This is a genomic window from Streptomyces violaceus, from assembly GCF_036014075.1.
Classification (GTDB): Bacteria; Actinomycetota; Actinomycetes; order Streptomycetales; family Streptomycetaceae; genus Streptomyces; species Streptomyces violaceus.
Genome location: NZ_CP107911.1, coordinates 3,737,368 through 3,758,388 on the forward strand (window position 1 = coordinate 3,737,368; position 21,021 = coordinate 3,758,388).

A 21,021-nucleotide genomic window follows, 5' to 3' on the forward strand; every position below is an offset into this window, starting at 1 on the left:
GACCGTTTGGGCACGATCGGGACAGGGAGTAGAGGGTGCAGATGCCTCGGTGGCGGGCATGGTCCAGCGACTGCGAATACGCATCAGCTACCATCACGCTTGCCGCATAACCATACGAAAGAGTGTCCACCTTCACGAGGGAAGGCCCAGGGGCTCCTGCCCCTGAGGAGCGGGGAGGCGTTTGCGGTGACTGTGTCGGTGGGTTGAGCCCACGGGAGCATGTAGAACCACGTAAGTGCAAACGGAGAGGCCCATGGGGGAGCACGACCGCCTGGTAGTCGATTACAAACTTCTAGAGTCTTCGAAGACAAACCTGAGGGACATCAATAAGGCTCTGCACGGCATCGACAAGCACCGTGCCGACATCCATGACATCTGGGGCCATGACAGCATCGCCGGCAAGATGGATCAGTTCGTCACCAACTGGGACAATTATCGGCGCGAACTCCTCGACAACGTCAAGGACTTGAGTAAGCAAGTAGAGACAGCGCTCACGAGCTTCGAGAAGCTGGACCTCGATCTCAAGAACGCGAGCGAGAAGAAGCGCGGCCAAAGCGGGGGGAAGTGACCGATGGGTACGGGTAAGGGTAGGCGTCGACCGGTCGACTGGCATCCACTGGCGGAGAAGGACCCGATCCCCGGCGATCCTGAGGACATCCGCGACGAGGTCCGCCGGATGAAGGACCTCGCCTCGACCCTCCGCGACCAGGCTGGCATCCTGCGTAAGGCCGCCGACGGTGACGCGCTGCAGGGCAAGTACGCCGACAAGATTCGCGAGAAGTCCGGCGACCTCGAAAAGCGCTTCCGTGAGACAGCGGGCCGCTACGAACGTGTGGTCGGGGACCTCGGCAAATGGGCCAACGAACTGGAGGGCTTCCAGGAACGGGCCGACGGCGTCCTCCGAGCCGCGAAGAAGGCAGACGAGGAACACGCTGCCGAGGTGAAGAAGAAGGAAGCCGAGGCGAAGAAGGACGGAAAGGATGGCGACAAGAAGCCATCGGAGGAGTCCGACCCCACCAGCCATCTTGCGCCGTATCACAAGCAACTCAATCAGGTCATCTCCGACCGCGACTCCCGCGCTCAGCATTACGCCGAGAACATCGACAAAGACATCTCGGACATAATCAAGGACAGCAAGTGGGAGGATTTCAAAGACTGGGTCCACGAGCATGCGGATACGATCAAAACCGTGGTCGAAATCCTGAGTTGGGCAGCGACCATTATCGGGGTTATCGCCCTTCTCTTCACGCCAGTCGGATGGGTGGCGACCCTCATCGCGGTGACCACCCTCAGTCTTACGGCGCTCGTCGGCGTCGGGCACACGATGCTGGCCCTCTCCGGTGACGGGAACTGGGCGGACGTCGCCATGGACGTCTTCGCGCTCGCGACGCTGGGATTTGGCAGCGTCGCAATAAAGGGCGTGAAGGCCGCAGCGACTTCGCTTAAGGCCGCCAGTAGAGCGGGACGGTTCCAGCGGTACGCGAATCTGCGCAAGCTGCTCGACAAGAACATCATGCGATACGGCACCGACTCGGCCCGCGGCGCGAAAGCAGTACGCGCGAAGGATGCGCTACGCCAGATCGGGGCGAAGGAAACACGGCCCGGGGCGAGCCGACTGGACCGCCTGCTGAGCGGCGAGAAGGAGGTCGCCAGCGCGAGCAAGTTCGCCAAGAGTATGCGCGCTGAATTCGGTGGAAATGCCAGCGTACGGGAGGCAGCCGACGCAACAGACAAGGCCGTACGGAATTTCCGCTTGAACTACGGGGCAGCCACCTTCGTAGACCTCGGAGACAAGGCCGGGGAAAAACTTGGCGGGGATGCGTACGGAGACGTCAAGGACGTTCTGACACGTGAAGTCGGGAGTCGCTGGTGAGAAATGCTGCGTAAGGTTCGGTCGACAGTAATCAGGCACAGCAAAATTCGAAGCCAAGTTATCTGGAGTGGGAGATAGTGGCAACAGTCCCTGCGAAAAGCCCAGAAGAGTCTCGGGCCATGAAATTCCTTGCCGCATTCACTTTGGCGCCGATCCTCTGTTTCGCCTTCCAGGACCTCGGAAGCGAGTATGGGGGGATGGACTGGCTCACCAAAGGCTACGCAGCTTGGCCGATGATGATTGCACCTGTCCTTATGCTCCTCCTGTTCATCATGAACCGAGAGCTGATTCGGGACCCGCGGAGGGGTGCCAACTTCTCCCAGGTGATCAAGATCGTTTCCTGCCTGTTCCTGATCCCGAACGTATTTGCGGCCATCGGTTACAGCTGGCTTGCCGTGATTTCGGTGCTCGCCTCCCTGACGATCCTGGTTTCCGACCGACAGCTCAAGAAGCAGGCCCGCGCGTGAGCACGTCCGATCTAGAGCAACAGCCACCCCTTGTCGAGACGACCGCTCCCCGCGGCTACGAGCTCGTCCTGCCACCCGGCTGGGTCCGCATCCCCCTGCGCGAGGGCACGAAGGAAGCACTCGAGAAGGTCCTCTTCTCACACATGGGGCGAGTCCCGGAGGGCATTCCCCGGGACGACGCGATGCGCTTCCGGCTGGACATGCGTCGCCAGTTGGAGAAGCAGGCCCGTGCGGCCAGGAGAAACGGCGGCCTCGACCTCTACCTTCCGGCGCTCCCGCGCGGGGGGATCTTCCTCATGGCGTCTTTTATCGTTGCCGAGATGCCGATCGGCCAGGGCCATGCGGTTCCTCCACAGGCAGTGATCGATCAACTGGCCAACGAGGACGTCCGCGGCGGAACGGCGACAAAGGTTGACGTGGCTGGGGCACCCGCACTCCGCCGCGCCTACCGCTCCACTCCTGACGAGGAGAAGCTGAGTTCCGCCCCTGACCCCGTGCAACAAACCGCCCTGCCGACGCGGCGGGTCGAGTATGTGGTTCCCGTGGCAGGCGATCCCGATCGCTGGATCAGCATCAACTTCTCCACACCGGGTGACGGCGATATCGACAGTGAGTTCACCGGCGTGCTGGTCGAGTTGTTCGACGCGGTGGTCGGCACGTTCAGATGGAGTTATGAGTGAGCTGGCTCAACGTCAAGCACGCCATGGATCTCTCCCCTTGGATCCGCATCCCCCTCATGTGGCCGGAACCGGGCCTGGAGGACGTCGAGGAGGCACAAACGCCTGAGACGTGGGCACGCTACTTCGCGGAAGGCCTCTGGGGGGATTTCGCTTCGGAGGAGCCGAAACCGGGCGAAGTCGACCTGCTGACCAACATCCTGTTGATGTACGCCATCAGGGCCCCCGCAGCCTTTCCGGACTTCGAGGTCTTTCTCCATCTCCCGCACCCTCGGGAGGTCCCGCTTCCTGCGTATGTCGACCTGGTGGAGATCAAGGAGGGTGAAGACCGGGAAACGGCGCTGCGTGAGCTGACCCACGCTGATGCGAGCTACGCCGTCGAGCCCCCCATCGTCGAGGACTTCGACTCCCCGCACCTTGGAGCTGGCTTGCGAGTGCTGCGCTACTACCAGGACGAGGACAGCAACGAGGTGCACGTCGGCCTCCGTTACGCCTGGCGCTATGAGAAGGGCACGGAGGCCGCGGACGTCCTGATCATCCTGGCCGATCCCGACGCCGGTCGTATCCTCCGGGCTCTCGACGACGTCGACGAGTTCGCCCGCACCATCCGGATCAGCCCGGATGAGGAAGTGGATACCTGGAAGTCCTCATGATCCTGGCCGTTGATGCGTGGTGAAGGGCGAGAATGGCCCGTACGCAGGGTCCTGCGACGGTGAGCACGTCGGTGATCCGCCGCACGGTAAATGGGCCAGGGCGAGCGGGGCCTGACGCCTCCTCCAAAGGCGGTCGGGTTCTCACCGGGACGTCCGCTCCCTCCGCGCTGGCGGTGGCTCTCAGGTGCCCTGCTGGCCTCCGAGACGTACGGTCTGCTCTCGCCCACCACTCTCCGAAGTACAGGGCGCAGTCCCCAGAGGCAGTGGTGTGGGGTGGCTTCCGCCATCCGTCGATGTACTGCTTCGCTCGGGCGAGGCGATCGAATTCCGGTTGCCCCGAGCCAGGGCCCATCACTGACGCGCTGGCTGCCGCGGGCATCCTTAGCGAACGCCTAGCACCATCCTCGAGGAGCGCTGGGGCGATGCATCGGGTGGGTGCCTGCAGAACGACTCCTCAAGGCCTGCGCGCCGCCCGGCTCTTCCCCTTGCCCTTCTTCCGAAGCTTCCGCAGCCGTTCCCGCTCCCGCACCGCCCTCGCCTCGTCCCTCACGCCGCCCCAGCGGTAGAGGAGCCACCCCACCGCGCCGGCGCTGACGACGTATGCCAGGAATGCGCTGCCCGTTCCGGGCAGGTAGGAACAACTCGTGTCATACGAGCGGCAGTTCTTGCCGGGGAGCGCGCCCAGGAGGTAAAAGAACGGGCCGAATGCCGCCGCGCAGCACGCTGCCGTGCCGACGGCTCGCAGTGCACGGGTCAGCCGTGTACCAGCCGGCGATGCGGCCGAGCACCTCAGTGCACCGAACCCCCCCAGGACAGAGATCAGCCCGAGGGCGCCCCCGATTGTCCAGGAGCCACCTGGCAGGTTCACCAGTGTGGGTGCGGTCTCGCGCGCGAAGCGCTTCCAGAGGCCCATGACCAGAAGGAGCACAGCCAGGGCCGCGACCAGGAGGAGAATCATCCCGGCAAGGCCAAAGCCGTCCCGCGCCCGGAATCGTTCCCCGGTGCCCCTTTCTGCTGCTTTTCCAGCCTGTTTGCCCACTTGTCCATCCTTCTATATACAACCCTCGTCATCAGGAGAGTCCTAACGTGACACCTAGGAGCAAGCAGCGCCTGGCAATGAACCGCCTCGGCACCCAAGCCGAAGCCGGCGCCTGGTGCTTCATCGACAAGATCCCGAAGCCCCCCGCAGACGTACTGCAGGCCGCGGGCAACCCCCGGATCCGCCCTGCCGCAATGCCCCCGCTGGGCATGATCGGCATGGTGCTCGGTGCGCCGTTCGAGCTCCTCCTCATGCTGTTGACTCTTCTGGCCGAAGCGGAAGAAGCCGTCAAGCGGGTCCTCGATACGAAGGAAGAAAAGGAGCAGCGGCGGGCCAAGAGGGAGGAGGACAGGCGCAGGGACGCCACCATCACCCAACAAGGCCTCGACAAGGTCTTCGACGGGGACTGGCACGGTGACGCCGGGCAGTTCCTGCTGCGTTGGTACGGCCACTCCACCCACCACCAGCGCATGCTGTTCGCGACCCAGGAGGGAATCGTCCTGGCGGCTCCGCCGAAGCGCGTCAGCGTGGGGCGGGAGAAGCGTCTGCAGGTCGTCGCCCGCATTCCCGCCTCGGAAGCAACCCTCGTCGACCCCTTCTCCGGCGAGTTCGAGACGAGGTTGCTGCTCATACGTTTCGGTGACGGATCCTGGCTGCGCGTCGATACGGAAGAGCTCCGCAGCGACCTGCACATGCACCTGCTCCGGCAGCCCCTCCCCGGCAGCTGACGGGCCTCGGCCGACCGGACGAGCCTGCCCGGTGCGGGCGGCATCCGCTGCCGCCCGCACCGGGCAACCACCCAGGCCCTACTTGCTCCGAGCCTGCTTCGCCAGCTCGTCATCAATCTGCTCGAACTTGTCCGCGGCCATGGTCAGGTAGTCACCCATGCCGTCCAGACCGTCGAGCGTGTCCTTCATGCCGCGCACGAACTCGTCGAAGTTCTCGTCGAACGCCTTCGACGAGCTCTTCGTGACGTAGCCGCCCTGCACGAGGTTGTTGATGTACTTCTTGAGGCCCTCGAGCTTCTCCTGGAGCCTTTCCTTCTCCTTCACGACATGCTTGGCAGCATCCCGCATGTCCTGATAAGTGACATCAAGGTCCTTGGCCATGAAGCCGCTCCCTCTCACAACGCCGCAGGGCCAACCCCCGTGGCTCCCTGTTTGCGGACTCATCGACCCACAGGTCGAGTTACTGATCGCACGTGGCAACCGGTGTGATCGTCCGCTCTTGCGGTTGCAGCTTACGGGTGTGGCCTGTGGTGCCACATCCCCGGCTTGTGAACGAGGCGTCATGAAGTCGTGTACGACGTTGCCATCGGGAACGTCTCGGCGCCTCCCCATTGCCTCACCGTCGTACCGAACGGATATCGTCCCTTACGACTGTGGCCCGCGTGACTGAAGCGAACAGACAGCGGACGCAGCGACAGAGACCACAGCGGCCACACCGGCCCAGTGGCACGGGGAGGACTAGTCGTGCGCCTGACTCTGACCGTCGTCGACCCGTACGGCGGTGGCACCGCCGACGTCGTGCTCGATGCCGATCCTGAGTCCACCGTGGGGGACATCGCCCAGGAGCTGGCCAAGCAGGTCGGGCTCAGCGGGGCGCAGGTCATCCCGCTCGGGCAGCACCGGCACGCGCCGGTCAACAACGCGCCCCTCGTGTACGTGGACGGATACGCCGTCGATCCGAACGCCACCGTCGTCGGCTCGCCCCTGCGCGAGGGCGCCGTCGTGAGCCTTCAGGATCCGTCCGGGTGTCTGCCGGGTGAGCCCACCGGCCTCGTGGAGCTGCGCGTCGTCGGCGGGCCCGCCGCCGGGTTCGTGCACCGGCTCGGCGTCGGGCGCTACGACATCGGCAGCGGGGCCGCCTCGTACGTCCGTGTCGACGATCCCGAGGTCGACGCCCGGGCGCTCACCCTCTCCGTCGCCACCGACGGCACCTGCCAGGTCGCCGTGCACATGGACAAGGACCACGTCACCCTCGACGGGAAGTCCTTCGGCGAGAACGACGAAGCAGAGCAGGGCAAGAAGGACCAGGAAAAGAAGAGCGGCAAGAAGAAGGACAAGAAGGACCAGGAGAAGAAGGAAGAGAAGAAGGGCGGCCCCGCCGAGTGGCCCCTCGGTGGTCAGATCGCGCTCGGGAACACCCTCCTCGAACTCACCCGGTACACGCCTCCGAACGCCGCCCTCAAGTGGTCGGACGACGGCGTCGGCCTCGACTACAACCGTCCTCCGCGGCTGCGCCCGCCCGAGCGGCAGACCAACTTCCGGCTGCCGTCGCCGCCCCGCGACTACGAGGCCCGGCCGCTGCCCTGGCTGATGGCGCTGACGCCGCTCGTCGGTGCCGTCGTGTCGGTGATGATCTTCCAGCGCTGGTACTACCTGATCATGGCCGGCCTGGCTCCGATCCTGCTCTTCGCGAACTACTACAACGACAAGAAGCACGGGCGTAAGTCCCACGCCAAGCAGGTCGAGGAGTACGAGGAGCAGAAGGAGCGGATCGAGAAGGACGCGCAGGACGCGCTCGTCGCCGAGCGGACCGACCGGCGGCATGCCATTCCCGATCCCGCCACTGTCCTCGCCCTGGGGACCGGGCCGCGGACCCGGCTCTGGGAGCGGCGGCGTACCGACCGTGATCATCTCCTCGTCCGCTTCGGGACCGGGCAGCTGCCCTCCGAGGTCGTGCTCGACGACCCCGAGCAGGACGACCACCGCCGGCAGGTGACCTGGAAGATCGAGGACGCCCCGGTCGCGCTGAACCTGCGTGGCCTCGGTGTCATCGGCATGGCCGGGCCCGGGGACTCCGCCCGTGCTCTCGGGCGGTGGGCCGTCGCGCAGACCGCGGCCCTGCACAGCCCGATGGACGTGCAGTTCTACGTGCTGAGCGAGAACGCCGCGCAGGAGTCGTGGGACTGGGTGCGCTGGCTGCCGCACTCCCGGCCGTCCGGCGGGCAGGACGTCAACGCGCTCATCGGGACCGACGCCGAGACCGTGGGTGCCCGCATCGGCGAGCTGACGCAGATCCTCGACGCGCGCAAGAAGGCCGCCGAGGAGAACAAGTCGCAGGCCGCGTCGTCCTTCGGTGATCCCGACATCGTCGTGGTGTGGGACGGGTCGCGGAGGCTCAGGTCTCTCCCCGGCGTGGTGCGGCTGCTGCGCGAAGGGCCCGCCGTGTCCATGTTCGCCATCTGCCTGGACGCCGAGGAGCGGTTCCTGCCCGGTGAGTGCCAGGCGTACGTCGTCGCCGAGCCGAAGGCCCAGGAGTACGAGCCCGCCCAGCAGATCCAGCAGCAGCAGCAGACGCAGCAGGCCGCCGGTGGTTTCCCCTCCTTCCAGGCCTGGCACAACACCGCACAGCAGCCCGAACAGGCGAGCCGTACCGAGCGGTTGAGGTTGCGCGTCGAGGAGGCCGGAGCTGAGCGGCTGAAGGACGTGCGGCCCGACTTCGTCTCCGCCGCCTGGTGTCTGCGGCTGGCCCGGTCGCTGTCGCCGCTGCGGGACATCAGCGGTGAGACCGAGGACTCGGCGCTTCCGGGTTCGAGCCGGCTGCTGGACGTGCTGCAGCTGGAGCCGCCGACGAGCGACGCGATCGTGGCGCGGTGGCGGATGGGCGGGCAGTCGACGCTGGCCGTCATCGGTGAGTCGTACGACGGGCCGTTCGGGCTCGACATCCGCAAGGACGGTCCGCACGGTCTCATCGCCGGTACGACCGGTTCCGGTAAGTCGGAGCTGCTGCAGACCATCGTGGCGGCGCTGGCCGTGGCGAACACGCCCGAGAACATGACCTTCGTGCTGGTCGACTACAAGGGTGGCGCGGCCTTCAAGGACTGTGTGCATCTGCCGCACACCGTCGGCATGGTGACCGACCTCGACGCCCACCTGGTGGAGCGTGCCCTGGAGTCGCTGGGTGCCGAGCTGCACCGGCGCGAGCACATTCTGGCCGCCGCCGACGCCAAGGACATCGAGGACTACCAGGATCTCGTGCGCCGGGATCCGTCGCACCAGCCGGTGCCGCGGCTGCTCATCGTCATCGACGAGTTCGCGTCCATGGTGCGTGACCTGCCCGACTTCGTGACGGGTCTGGTCAACATCGCCCAGCGTGGCCGGTCCCTCGGCATTCACCTGCTGCTGGCCACGCAGCGCCCGTCGGGTGTCGTGTCTCCCGAGATCCGCGCCAACACCAACCTCCGTATCGCGCTGCGCGTGACGGACGGCGGTGAGTCGTCCGACGTCATCGACTCGCCGGAGGCCGGGCACATCTCCAAGAACACCCCGGGCCGCGCCTACGCCCGGCTCGGCCACGCCTCGCTGGTGCCCTTCCAGTCGGGCCGTGTGGGTGGCCGCCGGCCCGGTGCGGCCGACCCGGCCGTGCTCATGCCCTGGGTGGGTCCGCTGACCTGGGAGGACCTTGGCCGGACCGCACTGGTCAAGCCCAAGGCGGAGGCCCGTGAGGAAGAGGAGATCACCGACCTGAAGGTCCTCGTCGACACGATCCGCGACGCCAACAGCTCGCTCGGCATCCCGCCGCAGCACAGCCCGTGGCTGCCCGCGCTCGACGAGACGCTGCTGCTGGACGACGTCGAACTCCCCGCGTTCGCGGGCGGCCCCGGCAAGCTGCCGCCTGCCCCGTACGGCATCGAGGACCTGCCCTCCAGCCAGTCGCGCCGCCCGGTCGCCGTGGACTTCTCCTCCTTCGGCCACCTGATGATCGGCGGTGCCCCGCGCAGCGGCCGTTCCCAGGTGCTGCGCACCCTCGCGGGCTCGATCGCCCGTACGCACTCGGTCGCCGACGTGCACCTCTACGGCATCGACTGCGGCAACGGCGCGCTCAACGCCCTGACGCGGCTGCCGCACTGCGGCGCGGTCGTCGGCCGTAACCAGACCGAGAGGGTCGTACGGCTCGTCAACCGGCTCAAGGGCGAGATGGGCCGCCGCCAGGATCTGCTGGCGGACAAGGGCTTCGCGGACATCGGCGAGCAGCGGGCCTCGGTCGCCGACGACGAGCGGCTGCCGCACATCGTCGTGCTGCTGGACCGCTGGGAGGGCTGGGTGCCCACGCTCGGCGAGGTCGACCACGGCTCGCTCACGGACGAGCTGCAGACGATGATGCGCGAGGGCGCGAGCGTCGGCATCCACCTGGTCCTCACCGGTGACCGGACCCTGCTCGTCGGCCGTATCGCGACGCTCACCGAGGACAAGTACGGCCTGCGGCTGGCCGACCGCAGCGACTTCTCCTCGCTCGGCATCCCGGCCCGCAAGGTGCCCGAGGAGATCCCGCCGGGCCGTGCCTTCCGCAACGAGTTCGGTACGGAGACGCAGTTCGCGCTGCTCGCCGAGGACACGACCGGTCAGGGACAGGCGGCCGCGCTGGCGGCGATCGGTGAGGCGGCCGCGGCCCGCGACGCCGACGTGCCGCGCTCGCGCCGCCCGTTCCGCGTGGACAGCCTGCCGAGCCGCATCTCCTTCCCGGAGGCCTGGGAGATGCGCGACCCGGACGCGTCCCGCTCGCGGCTGTGGGGCCTGGTCGGTATCGGCGGCGACGAGATCGTCGGCTTCGGCCCGGACCTCGCGGCGGGCGTGCCGGCGTTCGTCGTCGCGGGTCCGGCCAAGTCGGGCCGCTCGACGGTGCTGTGGAACTTCGCGCAGTCGTTCCTGGCCCAGGGCACGCGTCTGGTGATCGCGGCGCCGCGCCAGTCGCCCCTGCGTCAGCTCGACGGCGCCGACGGCGTGCTGAAGGTCTTCACCGGTGACGACATCGACGAGGACGAGTTCGAGGAGCTCATCGACCAGGCGTCGCTGGAGGAGCCGATCGCGGTTCTCATCGACGACGGCGAGATCCTGGAGGACTGCGACGCCGAGAGCCAGATGAAGAAGCTGGTCTCCCGCGGCGCCGAACGCGGCCTCGCCATGGTCATCGCCGGTGACGAGGAGGACGTGTGCAGCGGCTTCTCCGGCTGGCAGGTCGACGCGAAGAAGGCCCGCCGCGGCATCCTGCTCTCCCCGCAGGAGTCCTCCAGCGGCGACCTCATCGGCGTACGCCTGAACCGCGGCATGGTCGGCGGCCAGGTCGCCCCGGGCAAGGGCATGCTGCACCTCGGGGACGGGGAGCTGCGGACCGTCGTCATCCCGGGGTGAGGCGTTGAGCGGGGGTTCGGCGAAGCCGAAGCGGAGGAAGGCGGCGGGGTCGGCGCTGCGGTACGAGCACCGGCTCGGCCGGCCGAACGCCGAGCGACCGAAGAAGCGGGACTGGGGTTGTCTCTGGGCGTGAGTGGGGCTCCCCGCCGCCTTCGCCCTCATGACGCCGCTGTACTTCTTCGACCTTTACTGGGGCCGCGACCTCTGGAGCGACTTCCTCTGGAGCGACTTCGCACCGGCGTGGCCCGGCGGGGCGTACGCCTTCGCCGCGAGTGTCGGTGCCGTGATGCCGTTGGTCTTCCTCGTCTGGGTGTGGCCGCTGACCCGGATGAACTGGAAGAGGAGCAAGCCGCGTTCGCTGGGCTGGGCGGCCGCCTCGCTGCCCGGGCTGGCGGCGGGATACGTGGGTGCGGGGGTGATCACGGCGACCATCCGCCCCAAGCGGCGCCGGGACTGGGACGGCGCCTGCTACAGGGAAGGCGGGCCCTGCTGGGTGCATGTGCACTATCCGTGGTTGTGGGCTGCCGGCCTCGTCGCCACCCTCACGGTGGTGGTTCTCCTGATCACCCTGTTCGTGAAGTACGGAGGCCGGTCGTGCCCTACCGCACCTTCGACATCCGAGCCTGAGGCCGCCCCGACTCCTCGCTCTCCGACTGATACTGGAGATCGTCGCCCACCGGGCTGAGACGGACGGTCGTGGCGGCCGGGTTACAGCCGCTGTGGTTGCTCTTCGCGCCCACGGACGTCGCGACGAGTTCCTTCTTCGTCACCTGCTTCAGGGTCAGTACGTCGACACAGACGCCGCCGATCTGGTCGGTCTGGCGGAGTCGGCCCAGCTCCTGGCCGACGGCGGCCCGTTCGACCGTGATCCGGAACGCGCCGAGGGGCAGCCTGCCGTCGAGGGCGGTGCCCTGGCCCTCCCAGGTGCCGAGGTAGGCGGCGGGCACCGAACCAGGGGCGGAGCTCGCGGTCGCCGCCGGTGGCGAGTCGGTGCCGCTGCCCGAGTCATCCGTGTCGTCCTGGGCGTTCCGGCCCGGCAGCAGGTCGAACACGAACACCGACCCGATCGTCACGGCCGCCATCGCCCCGGCGACCGCCAGGGCGACCGAGCAGCTCAGCCTCCGCACCCGCCCACCGCCCTCCGGCGTGGACGTCGCCGCCACGGAGACCGTGACCTTGCCGGGGCGGCGCCCGGTGGTCGGCGGGGCCGTGTCCTGCGGTCCGGCGTCCCGGGGTGCGGGTACGGCGACGAAGGGCGGCGCGGCGGCGGGCGCGGGCATGACCGGCGGCGGCCCGAACACCCCGGGCTCGGCAGCCCCGGCAGCCCCGGCAGCCCCAACCGCCCCAACCGCCCCAATCGCTTCAGCCGACGCCCCGGTCTCTCCCACCCCCGCCCCCACAGAAGGACTACTGAACCCGACCGGCCCCGAAGGCCCTCCAGCTCCCGGCCCCGTCGCCTCCAGGTTCAGCAGCTGCACGGCGCTCCGGCTCACCTGCTCCACCAGGGCCCCGGGCAGCCACCCACCCGTCACCAGCCGAGCCGCTCCCTCGGGAGCCAGCCGTCGGGCCACCTCCGCCGGGGCGGGTCGTGCGCCCGGGTCCTTCGTCAGGCAGGCGGCCGTCAGGGACCGCAGCTCCCCGTCAAGCAAGCCGAGTTCCGGCTCCTCGTGGACGACCTTGTAGAGCAGGGCGGCCGAGGAGTCGCCGGGGAAGGGCGGTTCGCCGGTCGCCGCGTACGCCAGGACCGCGCCCAGCGAGAAGACGTCGGCGGCACCTGTGACGCCCTTGCCCAGGATCTGCTCGGGCGACATGTAGCCGGGCGAGCCGATCGAGACGCCCGTGGACGTCAGGGACGCCGTACCGTCCGTGGCCCGGGCGATCCCGAAGTCGATCAGCAGGGGGCCGTCGAGTGTGAGCAGGACGTTCGACGGTTTCACGTCCCGGTGCACCAGGCCCAGCTCGTGCACCGTCGCCAGCGCCTCGGCGAGTCCCGCTCCCAGGACTCGTACGGTGTGGGCCGGCAAGGGTCCGAAGTCCGCCACCGCGGCGGACAGCGACGGGCCCGCCGCGTACGCCGTGGCCACCCACGGCACCCGCGCCTCCGGGTCCGCGTCCAGGACCGACGCCGTCCACGCACCGCCCACCCGGCGCGCGGCCTGGACCTCGCGGCGGAACCGCGCCCGGAACTCCTCGTCCAGCGCGAAATGCGGGTGCACGATCTTCACGGCGACCGTGCGGCCTCCGGCGCTGCGGCCCAGGTAGACCCGGCCCATCCCGCCGGAGCCCAGCCTGCCGAGCAGCCGGTAGGGCCCCACGACGGTGGGTTCGTCGACTTCGAGCGGCCGCATGGCGTCACCCCTCCCCCGTAGGCGTCCGGAAGCCCGGGTGGGCCCCCGTCCGCCTGCACTCCCAGCAGAGTAGTGCCGGAGGAGCGCCCGCTCACGGCTGGAGCAGGTCCACCTTCACGTCCGCCGGGAACCCGGTCGTCGGGCCGACGCGCCGGGCGAACTCGGCGACCGCCGCCAGCTGCGGGCCGCCGAAGCGGAAGTCGAGCGTCGTGAAGTACTGGGCGAGGGTCTCCTCGTCGAAGTCCTCCCACCGGGCCGCCTGCTCGGCGACCTTGCCGACCTCCTCCAGGGAGAGGTTGCGGGATTCGAGGAAGGCCTCGTGCACCTTGCGCGTGAGGACCGGCTCGCGCTCCAGGTAGTCGCGGCGCGCCGCCCAGACCGCGAAGACGAACGGCAGGCCCGTCCACTCCTTCCACAGCGCGCCCAGGTCGTGCACGTCCAGACCGAAGCGCGGCCCGTCGAGCATGTTCGCGCGCAGCGCCGCGTCACCGATGAGGACGGCAGCGTCGGCCTCCTGCATCATCAGGCTGAGGTCCGGCGGGCACGTGTAGTAGTCCGGCTGTACGCCGTAGCGCTCGGCGAGGAGCAGCTGGGCGAGGCGGACGGAGGTGCGGGAGGTCGACCCGAGGGCGACGCGGGCGCCGTCCAGCCGGTCCAGCGGGACCTGCGAGACGATCACGCACGACATCACCGGGCCGTCGCAGCCGACGGCGATGTCGGGGAAGGCGACCAGTTGGTCCGCGTGCTTGAGGAACTCGACCAGGGTGATCGGTGCGATGTCGAGTTCGCCCTGCACCAGCTTCTCGCTGAGCTTCTCCGGGGTGTCCTTCGTCAGCTCGAAGTCGAGGAGCGTGCCCGTTCTCGCGAGCCCCCAGTACAGGGGCAGGCAGTTCAGGAACTGGATGTGGCCGACGCGCGGCCGGGTGCGAGGATTGTCCACATCGTGAGGCTAGCCCTCTCGGCCCAGTGGCCGGCGTCCGGCCCCGCCGTGGGTCTGTGAGCGGCGACGGAGGCGTTCTCCGCCAGTCGGCGGAGGGACGTTCAAACATTCGGGTGACGTGATCTTGACCCCTATTGCATTCCGGGGCCTGCGTGCTAGGCTCATCGCAAGTTGCAGTTTGGTTTCCCTTGCAGTACAGAGCCTGCGGAGCATGTGACCGCGGGCTCTCGTCATTCTCAGACGTATGCAGTTGTGCAGAATTCATCTTCACACTTGCTGGTTCTGGAGCAGGGCAACCCTTTTGGGCCCAAGGAGGGCTTATGGCTACCGGAACCGTGAAGTGGTTCAACGCCGAAAAGGGCTTTGGTTTCATCGCCCAGGAGGGCGGCGGCCCCGACGTCTTCGTCCACTACTCCGCGATCAACGCGAGCGGCTTCCGCTCCCTCGAGGAGAACCAGCAGGTGTCTTTCGACGTCACGCAGGGCCCGAAGGGTCCGCAGGCTGAGAACGTCACGCCGGTCTGATCAGTAGTACCCAAGGAGCCCCGCGCCGTCAGGCGTCGGGGCTCCTGCCTTTCCCGGCCCCTTCCGGTTCTCCCGTTCCCGGAGAGGCCGGTGAATTTCCGGCGAATTCTGCGGGTCGCTCCGCTGGGGCGGGACAGAACCGGGGGCCCGACCCGCTAGGGAGGCGGCCCGGGAGAAGATGTCCGGATGCAGGGACATGAAGAGAACGGCGAGCAGGAAAGCGGAACTCCCGCGCCCAACCATCGGGCGACCGGCCTGTCACTGGGGCTCTCGCTCGGCACGGCGCTCGGGCTGGCTCTCGGCATGACCGTCTTCGACAACATCGGGCTGGGACTGGCCCTGGGCCTGGGACTGGGCACGGCGATCGGAGCCGCTGCGGGGGCAGGAGCCACGAGGGCGGCCGGGGGGCACGGGGACGGCCGGCCGGGCGAAGGCCAGGGAGACGAGCCGACCAGCTAGGCGTCCGGGCCCAGGGGAGAGCGGGCAGGCAAGCCGGCCGCACACGCCGCCCCGAGCAGACACGCACCGGCCAGAGGGTCGAGCACGCAGGCCGGCGGTGGTGGGACGGGCCGTCCGGGACCAGCGGGCAGGCGAGAGCCGCACCGCCCCGCGCAGATTGGCTGCCGACACACGCCAAGGCCGAACGGACCGACAGGCAAACCGCGGGCGGGCCGACGGGGCCGCGCAGTAGGGTCTCGGGGCATGACCGACGCCGACTTCGTGACCCAGACCCGCACTTTCTACGACACCGTGGCCGAGGACTACGCCGTCCACTTCCATGGTCTGCACGGGACCACGCCCCTGGACCGGGGGCTGCTGGCCGGTTTCGCGGAGCTCGTGGGTGAGGGGGGCGAGGTCGCCGACCTGGGGTGCGGGCCCGGGCGGGTGACGGCGTTCCTGGCGGCCCGGGGGCTGTCGATTTTCGGTCTCGACCTGTCGTCGTCGATGCTCGCGATCGCCCGCCGCGAGAACCCCGGCATGCGGTTCGAGCAGGGCTCGATCCTGGAGCTGGACCTGCCCGACAAATCGCTCGACGGGGTCGTGTCCTGGTACTCGACCATCCACACCCCCCTGGACCACCTGCCGGGCGTCTTCGCCGGGTTCCACCGCGTCCTGCGGCCCGGCGGGCATCTGCTGCTCGGCTTCCAGGTCGGCGACGAGCCCCGCCGCCACGAGGAGGCCTTCGGGCACCGGGTGGCACTGGACTTCCTGCGGCGCCGGCCGGAGCAGATGACCACCCTGCTGGAAGCCGCCGGATTCACGCTGCGCTCCCGGACCGTACGGGAGGCCGACGAGGAGCTCGGCGAGCCGGCCGCCCAGGCATGCCTCGTGGCCCGCAAGCCCCCGCGGCCCACCTCTTAGAGCACCCCGCGACTTAGAGCACCCCCGCGACATCCCTCGCCGCGATGTACCCGAACGTCATCGCCGGGCCGATGGTCGAGCCCGCGCCCGCGTAGCTGTGGCCCATGACCGCGGCGCTCGCGTTGCCGGCGGCGTACAGGCCCGGGATGACCGAGCCGTCCTCCCGCAGGACGCGGGCCCGGGCGTCCGTCAGCAGGCCGCCCTTGGTACCGAGGTCGCCCGGGACGATGCGGAAGGCGTGGTACGGGGGCAGCCACAGGGGGGCCAGGCAGGAGTTCGGGAGGACGGACGGGTCCGTGTAGTAGTGGTCGTAGGCGCTGTCGCCGCGGTGGAAGTCGGGGTCCTCTCCCCGCCGTGCCTGGGAGTTGAAGCGGTCGACGGTCGTGCGCAGGGCCGCCGCCGGGACGCCGATCGAGGCCGCGAGCGCGTCCAGGGACCAGGCCTTGTGGGCGGCGCCCGAGTCGTACCAGGCGTCGGGGAGGGGCAGGGCCGGCAGGACGTCCTTGAAGAGGTACCGGTTGCGGTAGTTCTGGTCGGTGATCAGCCAGGACGGGATGGCCTCGCGTTCGTCGTACATGGTGTGGACGACGTCGCTGTAGGGGGCGGCCTCGTTGACGAAGCGCCGGCCGGCCCCGTTGACCAGGAGGCCGCCGGGGAGGGTGCGTTCGGCGAGGCAGAAGTACGGCTGGCCCGGGACCGGGACGGCCGGGCCCCACCAGGCGTCGTCCATCAGGTCGAGGGCCGCCCCGAGCCGCTCCCCCGCCAGGATGCCGTCGCCGGTGTTCTCCTTGGCGCCGACCGTCCAGTCCGTGCCGATGGGCTGACGCTGGAAGCGTTCGCGCATCGCCGCGTTGTGCTCGAATCCGCCGGAGCCGACGATCACGCCCCGGCGGGCGCGGACCAGGCCGGGGCTGCCGTTCCGGGTGACCACCGCTCCCCTGACGGTGCCGCCCTCGACGTACAGGTCGGTGAGCGGCGTCTCGAGCCACACCGGCACCCCGGCCGACCGCAGTCCCGCACGCAGCCCGGCCGCCAGCGACTGGCCCATGGTCAGCGGCTTCTCGCCGCGCAGCGCCGCCGCCGTGCCCCGTGCCAGGCACTGGGCCGCCACGGCCGCTCCCTTGGCGTTCACCGCGGCCAGCGTGACCCACTTGTAGTCGGCGCTGAAGACGACCATGCCGGCGGGCACGTCCATGTACGGCGGGTTCAGCCGGGCCAGCTCCGGGCCCAGGATCCGGCCGTCGAGCTGGTCGGGCTCGATGGAGCGGCCGTTCGGCAGGCCGCCGGGCAGCTCCGGGTAGTAGTCGCTGTAGCCCTCCATCCAGCGGAAGCGCAGAGGGCTGTGGGCCATGACGTAGGAGATCGTGGCCGGGCCGTGGGTGAGGAAGGCGCGCTGCCGGTCGGCGGGGACGTCCGGGCCGACGACGGCGGCGAGGTAGGCGGTGGCCTTCGCGGGGGTGTCCGGGACGCCGGCCGCCAGGAGCACCGGGTTGTTCGGGATCCAGATCCCGGCGCCGGAGCGGGCGGCCGAGCCGCCGAAGGTCGGGGCCTTCTCCAGGACGACGCAGCTCAGTCCCTGCCCGGCGGCGGTCAGCGCGGCGGTCATCCCGGCCGCGCCGGAGCCGATGACGACGACGTCGTACGTGCCGAGCGGGGGTAAGTCGGCGGCTTGGGCGCCCTGTTGCACTCCGGCGGCGACCGCGAGCCCGGCACCGGCGGCTCCGGCCAGCACTCGTCTTCGGGACGGGGTTCCGGGAGCCCCTGGGGAGTTCGTGTTCGTGGTCATGGTCACTCCAGCCCGAAGAGGAACGCGAAGGAATGGGGAATGTCGCGCGCGGGCCTTGCGAAGTCAAGTGCCATGCCGACAGGGCGAGTTCAGTTCCGGCCCCGGGAGGCGGACCCTGCGTGGGCCGGACCTCGGGCGGGGCGAGTCGGCTCGGTGGGCGCTCCTGACCGCCGGAGGATGATCTCGGGCAGCAGCGTCGTCAACCCGAGGACGGCCATACCAGCACCGAGCCAGAGGGCGGCGCGCAGGCCCCAGGCGTCGATCGCGACGGCGCCGAGCGAGGAGCCGAGGATGACACCGAGGGTGATGAAGGAGGTGTGGACGGTGTTGACCAGCGGGCCGGCGTTTCCGGTCCGCTGGACGCGGGTGACCATCGCCGGATTCATGGTGACGCCGACCAGCCCGATGCCCAGCATGCAGACGACGGCGGGTGCGGGCATGCCGGCGAGGAGCGCGAACCCGGTGAGGAACAGTGCGTTGAGCAGGAGGCCGACGGCGAGGACGGCCACGGTACGGCGGTCGGCGAGGCGGCCGACGACTGTGTTGCCGACGACGGTGGCGGCGCCGTAGGCGATCAGCAGGGCGGGGACGGTGCCGGTGGAGAAGCCGGTGACCTCGGTGAGGATCGGGTTGAAGTAGCTGAAGGCGGAGAACGTCGCGCCGATGATCAGCGTGCTGGTGGAGAGCACCAGCCAGAGCTTCGGGTTCCGGAAGACGCCGAGTTCCTCGCGGAGTGAGCCGCCGCTTCCCGAGCGCTCCAGCGGGGGTATCCCGGCGAGCGTCACGGCCGCGGCGACGAGTGCCAGCGCCGAGATCGCCCAGAACGCCGCACGCCAGCCGAACCGCTCACCGACCAGGGTGGACAGCGGCAGGCCGAGCAGCGTGCCGAGCATCAGCCCGTTCATGACGACCGCGATCGCCCGGCCGCGCACCTCCGGGCGGGTGAGCTGGACGCACAGCGAGACGGCGACACCGAAGAAGGCCTGGGAGGCCACGCCGGTGATGATGCGGGCGGTTGTCATCACCGCGTAGCCGGGTGCGGTCGCGGCCAGGACGTTGCCCGCCAGGAAGACGGCGAACAGCGTCATCAGCGCCGTACGGGGCGCGAGCTTGGCCACCGCCATGGTCAGGAAGGGGCCGCCGGCCGCCATGGCCACGGCGAAGGCGGTGATCAGGTACCCGATCTGCGGGACGGTGACGTGCAGGCCCTCCGCCATCTGGGGCATCAGCCCGGCGACCACGAACTCGCTGGTCACCATGGCGAAGATGCCGAGCGCCAGGACGTATACGGCACGGGGCACGGGGGCTCCTTTGTTTCTCGGGCGGGGATCGGCAGGCTGCGGAATGGGTTATGTATCGAACAGTTCAAAACTGGGGCATGAGAGAGCCCGGGCACCCGCCGGGCAGGAGGGCTCAGAACTCAGGGCACCATCGCATCCATGGCGGTCTCGGTGATCGCCTCCAGGTCGGCCCGGGCGGCGCCGCCCTGGCTGGAGACGCGCAGCCCGGCGACCGTCGCGTTGAGGAATCGGGCCAGCGCATCCGGGGCACGCGAGGCGGTGATGCTGCCGTCGCGCCGGCCGGCCTCCATCACGACCCGGTACGCGGCGAGGCGCCGTGCGGTGTCACGCTCCAGCGCCGCGGCCGCCCCGGGGTCGCGAGCGCCCAGCTCCACGACGGTGTTGACCCCCAGGCAGCCCAGGGCTCGACCGGAGCCGATCCGGCACTCCGCCTCGCTCTCGACGACCTGAGTGAGCAGCGCACGCACCCGATCGGCGGCCGGCCGCTCCACGTCGTCCAGGACTGCCGTCTGAGCCAGCGTCATCGTGTCCAGGTATCGGGCGAGGGCCCGCTCGAAGAGGTCGTGCTTGCTCTGGAAAGTGTTGTAGATGCTGCTGCGCCCCAGGCCGGTGGCGTCGCACAGATCCTGAGTGGAGGTGGCCTCGTAGCCCCTCTCCCAGAAAACACGCATCGCCGCGTCCAGGGCCCGCTCCTCGTCGAACTTCCTCGGCCGGGCCATGGACAGGACGCTAACACGGTTTTGAACCGCAGGTTCCAATATTCTGCCGGTCCGGCACCGCGCTACTCGAGGCCGATGGCCTGGCAGTCCGCCTTGTACTTCGAGGTGCAGATGTCCTTCACGGTGTAGACACCGTCGGTGATCACCGTCTCCTTGATGTTGTCCTTGGTGAGGGCGACCACCGGCACCAGCATCGCCGGGATGCTCTTCGCCGTCGGGCTGTCGACCGTCTCCCGGGTCAGCGCGGCGAACTCGATCGCCCGGCCCTGGACCTTGGCCACCGCGATCTTCGCGGCGTTCGTCGCCTCCAGCAGGAAGGACTTGTAGACGGTCATGTACTGCTCCCCCGACACGACCCGCTGCACCGCGTCCAGGTTGGCGTCCTGCCCGGTCACCGGCGGCATCTTGGTGACGCCCGCCTCCTGCAGCGCCTCGATGACGGCGCCCGCCATGCCGTCGTTGGCCGAGTAGACGGCGGCGATGTTGTTCAGTCCGACGGCCTGGATCGCCTTCTCCATGTTCGCCTTGGCGATGGAGGGCTTCCACTCCTTGGTGTCGTACTGCTCGACGATGTCCACCTGGCCCTGGAGCTCGCTCAGCGCGCCGCCCTTGAACCGTGCCGTGTTCGGGTCGCCGGGGTCGCCGTTCATCATGACGACCTTGCTCTTCTCGGACTTCTCGCCGAGTTCGCCCATGATGGCGCGGCCCTGCACCTGCCCGACGAGTTCGTTGTCGTGGGAGACGTAGGCGTCGATCGGGCCCTCGGCGAGCCGGTCGTAGGCGATGACCGGGATGCCGGCGTCCTTGGCCTTCCGTACGTCCGAGGCGATCTTCTTGGAATTCAGCGCGTCCACGAGGATGACGTCGACCTTGTCGGCGATCATCTTCTGGAACTGCTCACTCTGTCTGGACACGCTCGCCTCGGCGTTGGCGTAGCGGACCTTGCCCTTGTTCTCCGTGAGGGACGCGACCTCGTCCCTGATCAGGGGGTAGTCGAACTTCTCGAAGCGAGCCGTGTCCCGGTCGGGCAGCAGCAGGCCCACCGTGATGTCGTTGCCCTTCTGCACGGCGGTGTCGTCACTCCCGTCGTCGCCGCACGCGGTGAGGGACAGGGCCGATACGGAGACCGCCAGGGCTATGGCGACAGTGCGCACAGCGGTCCGACGGGTGTTACGCGCTTTCACTGGTGGTGCCTTCC

The 21,021-nt window shown here is 68.9% G+C and carries 19 protein-coding genes; 10 read left to right on the forward strand and 9 right to left on the reverse strand.

Translation table 11 applies throughout. From position 1 onward, the window contains the following. Positions 1 to 253: 253 nt before the first annotated feature. The 5 genes from OG542_RS16725 to OG542_RS16745 all read left to right on the forward strand — a co-directional run bounded on the left by OG542_RS16725 (position 254) and on the right by OG542_RS16745 (position 3,670). Positions 254 to 568, forward strand: coding sequence for a hypothetical protein (locus OG542_RS16725; RefSeq protein ID WP_311127194.1), 315 nt, complete (start codon positions 254 to 256; stop codon positions 566 to 568). A gap of 3 nt (positions 569 to 571) precedes the next feature. Then, positions 572 to 1,873 (forward strand): putative T7SS-secreted protein, encoded by a 1,302-nt coding sequence (locus OG542_RS16730; protein ID WP_328411730.1) that lies wholly within the window; start codon positions 572 to 574, stop codon positions 1,871 to 1,873. Positions 1,874 to 1,992: 119 nt separating this feature from the next. Then, complete coding sequence (locus tag OG542_RS16735; RefSeq protein WP_311127192.1) at positions 1,993 to 2,340, forward strand: hypothetical protein; 348 nt, start codon at positions 1,993 to 1,995, stop codon at positions 2,338 to 2,340. Next, positions 2,337 to 3,020, forward strand: a complete 684-nt coding sequence (locus OG542_RS16740; RefSeq protein ID WP_311127191.1) for a hypothetical protein — start codon at positions 2,337 to 2,339, stop codon at positions 3,018 to 3,020. The genes OG542_RS16735 and OG542_RS16740 overlap by 4 nt, the downstream gene beginning before the upstream one ends. Continuing rightward, the gene (locus OG542_RS16745; RefSeq protein WP_328411732.1) at positions 3,017 to 3,670 is read left to right on the forward strand and encodes a hypothetical protein; all 654 of its coding nucleotides are present in this window, start codon (positions 3,017 to 3,019) and stop codon (positions 3,668 to 3,670) included. The genes OG542_RS16740 and OG542_RS16745 overlap by 4 nt, the downstream gene beginning before the upstream one ends. 454 nt (positions 3,671 to 4,124) lie before the next feature. Here the strand turns inward: OG542_RS16745 and OG542_RS16750 are convergent, their stop codons facing one another. Further along, a complete protein-coding gene (locus OG542_RS16750; RefSeq protein ID WP_328411734.1) occupies positions 4,125 to 4,709 on the reverse strand; it encodes a hypothetical protein in 585 nt (194 codons plus the stop codon). A gap of 47 nt (positions 4,710 to 4,756) precedes the next feature. On the opposite strand from OG542_RS16750, the gene OG542_RS16755 reads away from it, so the two are divergent. Continuing rightward, positions 4,757 to 5,437, forward strand: a complete 681-nt coding sequence (locus OG542_RS16755; RefSeq protein WP_328411736.1) for a hypothetical protein — start codon at positions 4,757 to 4,759, stop codon at positions 5,435 to 5,437. 78 nt (positions 5,438 to 5,515) lie between these two features. Here the strand turns inward: OG542_RS16755 and OG542_RS16760 are convergent, their stop codons facing one another. Then, positions 5,516 to 5,818 (reverse strand): WXG100 family type VII secretion target, encoded by a 303-nt coding sequence (locus OG542_RS16760; RefSeq protein ID WP_311127187.1) that lies wholly within the window; start codon positions 5,816 to 5,818, stop codon positions 5,516 to 5,518. A 363-nt stretch (positions 5,819 to 6,181) separates the two neighbouring features. On the opposite strand from OG542_RS16760, the gene OG542_RS16765 reads away from it, so the two are divergent. Further along, positions 6,182 to 10,843: an FtsK/SpoIIIE domain-containing protein gene (locus OG542_RS16765; protein ID WP_328411739.1), complete on the forward strand. Its 4,662-nt coding sequence runs from the start codon at positions 6,182 to 6,184 to the stop codon at positions 10,841 to 10,843. 186 nt (positions 10,844 to 11,029) lie between these two features. Here the strand turns inward: OG542_RS16765 and OG542_RS16770 are convergent, their stop codons facing one another. From OG542_RS16770 to OG542_RS16780, 3 genes are all read right to left on the reverse strand, one after another. Next, positions 11,030 to 11,266 carry a hypothetical protein gene (locus tag OG542_RS16770; RefSeq protein ID WP_328411741.1) on the reverse strand — a complete coding sequence of 79 codons (237 nt, stop codon included), beginning with the start codon at positions 11,264 to 11,266 and terminating at the stop codon, positions 11,030 to 11,032. Positions 11,267 to 11,442: 176 nt separating this feature from the next. Beyond that, positions 11,443 to 13,191: a serine/threonine-protein kinase gene (locus OG542_RS16775; protein ID WP_328411743.1), complete on the reverse strand. Its 1,749-nt coding sequence runs from the start codon at positions 13,189 to 13,191 to the stop codon at positions 11,443 to 11,445. Positions 13,192 to 13,282: 91 nt separating this feature from the next. After that, positions 13,283 to 14,131, reverse strand: a complete 849-nt coding sequence (locus OG542_RS16780) for a menaquinone biosynthetic enzyme MqnA/MqnD family protein (protein WP_328342158.1) — start codon at positions 14,129 to 14,131, stop codon at positions 13,283 to 13,285. Positions 14,132 to 14,451: 320 nt separating this feature from the next. Here OG542_RS16780 and OG542_RS16785 point away from each other — a divergent pair, with 320 nt between their 5' ends. The 3 genes from OG542_RS16785 (at position 14,452) to OG542_RS16795 (ending at position 16,017) form a co-directional block, all read left to right on the forward strand. Beyond that, positions 14,452 to 14,655 (forward strand): cold-shock protein, encoded by a 204-nt coding sequence (locus tag OG542_RS16785; RefSeq protein WP_003992177.1) that lies wholly within the window; start codon positions 14,452 to 14,454, stop codon positions 14,653 to 14,655. Positions 14,656 to 14,841: 186 nt separating this feature from the next. Beyond that, positions 14,842 to 15,114 carry a hypothetical protein gene (locus tag OG542_RS16790; RefSeq protein ID WP_328411745.1) on the forward strand — a complete coding sequence of 91 codons (273 nt, stop codon included), beginning with the start codon at positions 14,842 to 14,844 and terminating at the stop codon, positions 15,112 to 15,114. 243 nt (positions 15,115 to 15,357) lie between these two features. Next, positions 15,358 to 16,017: a class I SAM-dependent methyltransferase gene (locus OG542_RS16795; RefSeq protein WP_328411747.1), complete on the forward strand. Its 660-nt coding sequence runs from the start codon at positions 15,358 to 15,360 to the stop codon at positions 16,015 to 16,017. A 13-nt stretch (positions 16,018 to 16,030) separates the two neighbouring features. Here OG542_RS16795 and kstD read toward each other — a convergent pair whose 3' ends face one another. The 4 genes from kstD to OG542_RS16815 form a co-directional block, all read right to left on the reverse strand. Beyond that, positions 16,031 to 17,803, reverse strand: coding sequence for a 3-oxosteroid 1-dehydrogenase (kstD, locus tag OG542_RS16800; protein WP_328411749.1), 1,773 nt, complete (start codon positions 17,801 to 17,803; stop codon positions 16,031 to 16,033). A gap of 89 nt (positions 17,804 to 17,892) precedes the next feature. Beyond that, on the reverse strand, positions 17,893 to 19,104 hold the full coding sequence (locus tag OG542_RS16805; protein WP_328411751.1) for an MFS transporter: 1,212 nt from the start codon (positions 19,102 to 19,104) through the stop codon (positions 17,893 to 17,895). Between the two features lie 119 nt (positions 19,105 to 19,223). After that, positions 19,224 to 19,823 carry a TetR/AcrR family transcriptional regulator gene (locus OG542_RS16810; RefSeq protein ID WP_328411753.1) on the reverse strand — a complete coding sequence of 200 codons (600 nt, stop codon included), beginning with the start codon at positions 19,821 to 19,823 and terminating at the stop codon, positions 19,224 to 19,226. Positions 19,824 to 19,885: 62 nt separating this feature from the next. Next, positions 19,886 to 20,977, reverse strand: coding sequence for a sugar ABC transporter substrate-binding protein (locus OG542_RS16815; RefSeq protein ID WP_328411755.1), 1,092 nt, complete (start codon positions 20,975 to 20,977; stop codon positions 19,886 to 19,888). Positions 20,978 to 21,021 lie beyond the last annotated feature (44 nt).

Bases quoted from the DNA above. Each gene is read 5' to 3' on its own strand.
- OG542_RS16725 (WP_311127194.1), top strand. From the start codon at position 254: ATGGGGGAGCACGACCGCCTGGTAGTCGATTACAAACTTCTAGAGTCT.
- OG542_RS16730 (WP_328411730.1), top strand. From the start codon at position 572: ATGGGTACGGGTAAGGGTAGGCGTCGACCGGTCGACTGGCATCCACTG.
- OG542_RS16735 (WP_311127192.1), top strand. From the start codon at position 1,993: ATGAAATTCCTTGCCGCATTCACTTTGGCGCCGATCCTCTGTTTCGCC.
- OG542_RS16760 (WP_311127187.1), bottom strand. From the start codon at position 5,818: ATGGCCAAGGACCTTGATGTCACTTATCAGGACATGCGGGATGCTGCC.
- OG542_RS16775 (WP_328411743.1), bottom strand. From the start codon at position 13,191: ATGCGGCCGCTCGAAGTCGACGAACCCACCGTCGTGGGGCCCTACCGG.
- OG542_RS16785 (WP_003992177.1), top strand. From the start codon at position 14,452: ATGGCTACCGGAACCGTGAAGTGGTTCAACGCCGAAAAGGGCTTTGGT.
- OG542_RS16790 (WP_328411745.1), top strand. From the start codon at position 14,842: ATGCAGGGACATGAAGAGAACGGCGAGCAGGAAAGCGGAACTCCCGCG.
- OG542_RS16795 (WP_328411747.1), top strand. From the start codon at position 15,358: ATGACCGACGCCGACTTCGTGACCCAGACCCGCACTTTCTACGACACC.
- kstD (WP_328411749.1), bottom strand. From the start codon at position 17,803: ATGACCACGAACACGAACTCCCCAGGGGCTCCCGGAACCCCGTCCCGA.
- OG542_RS16810 (WP_328411753.1), bottom strand. From the start codon at position 19,823: ATGGCCCGGCCGAGGAAGTTCGACGAGGAGCGGGCCCTGGACGCGGCG.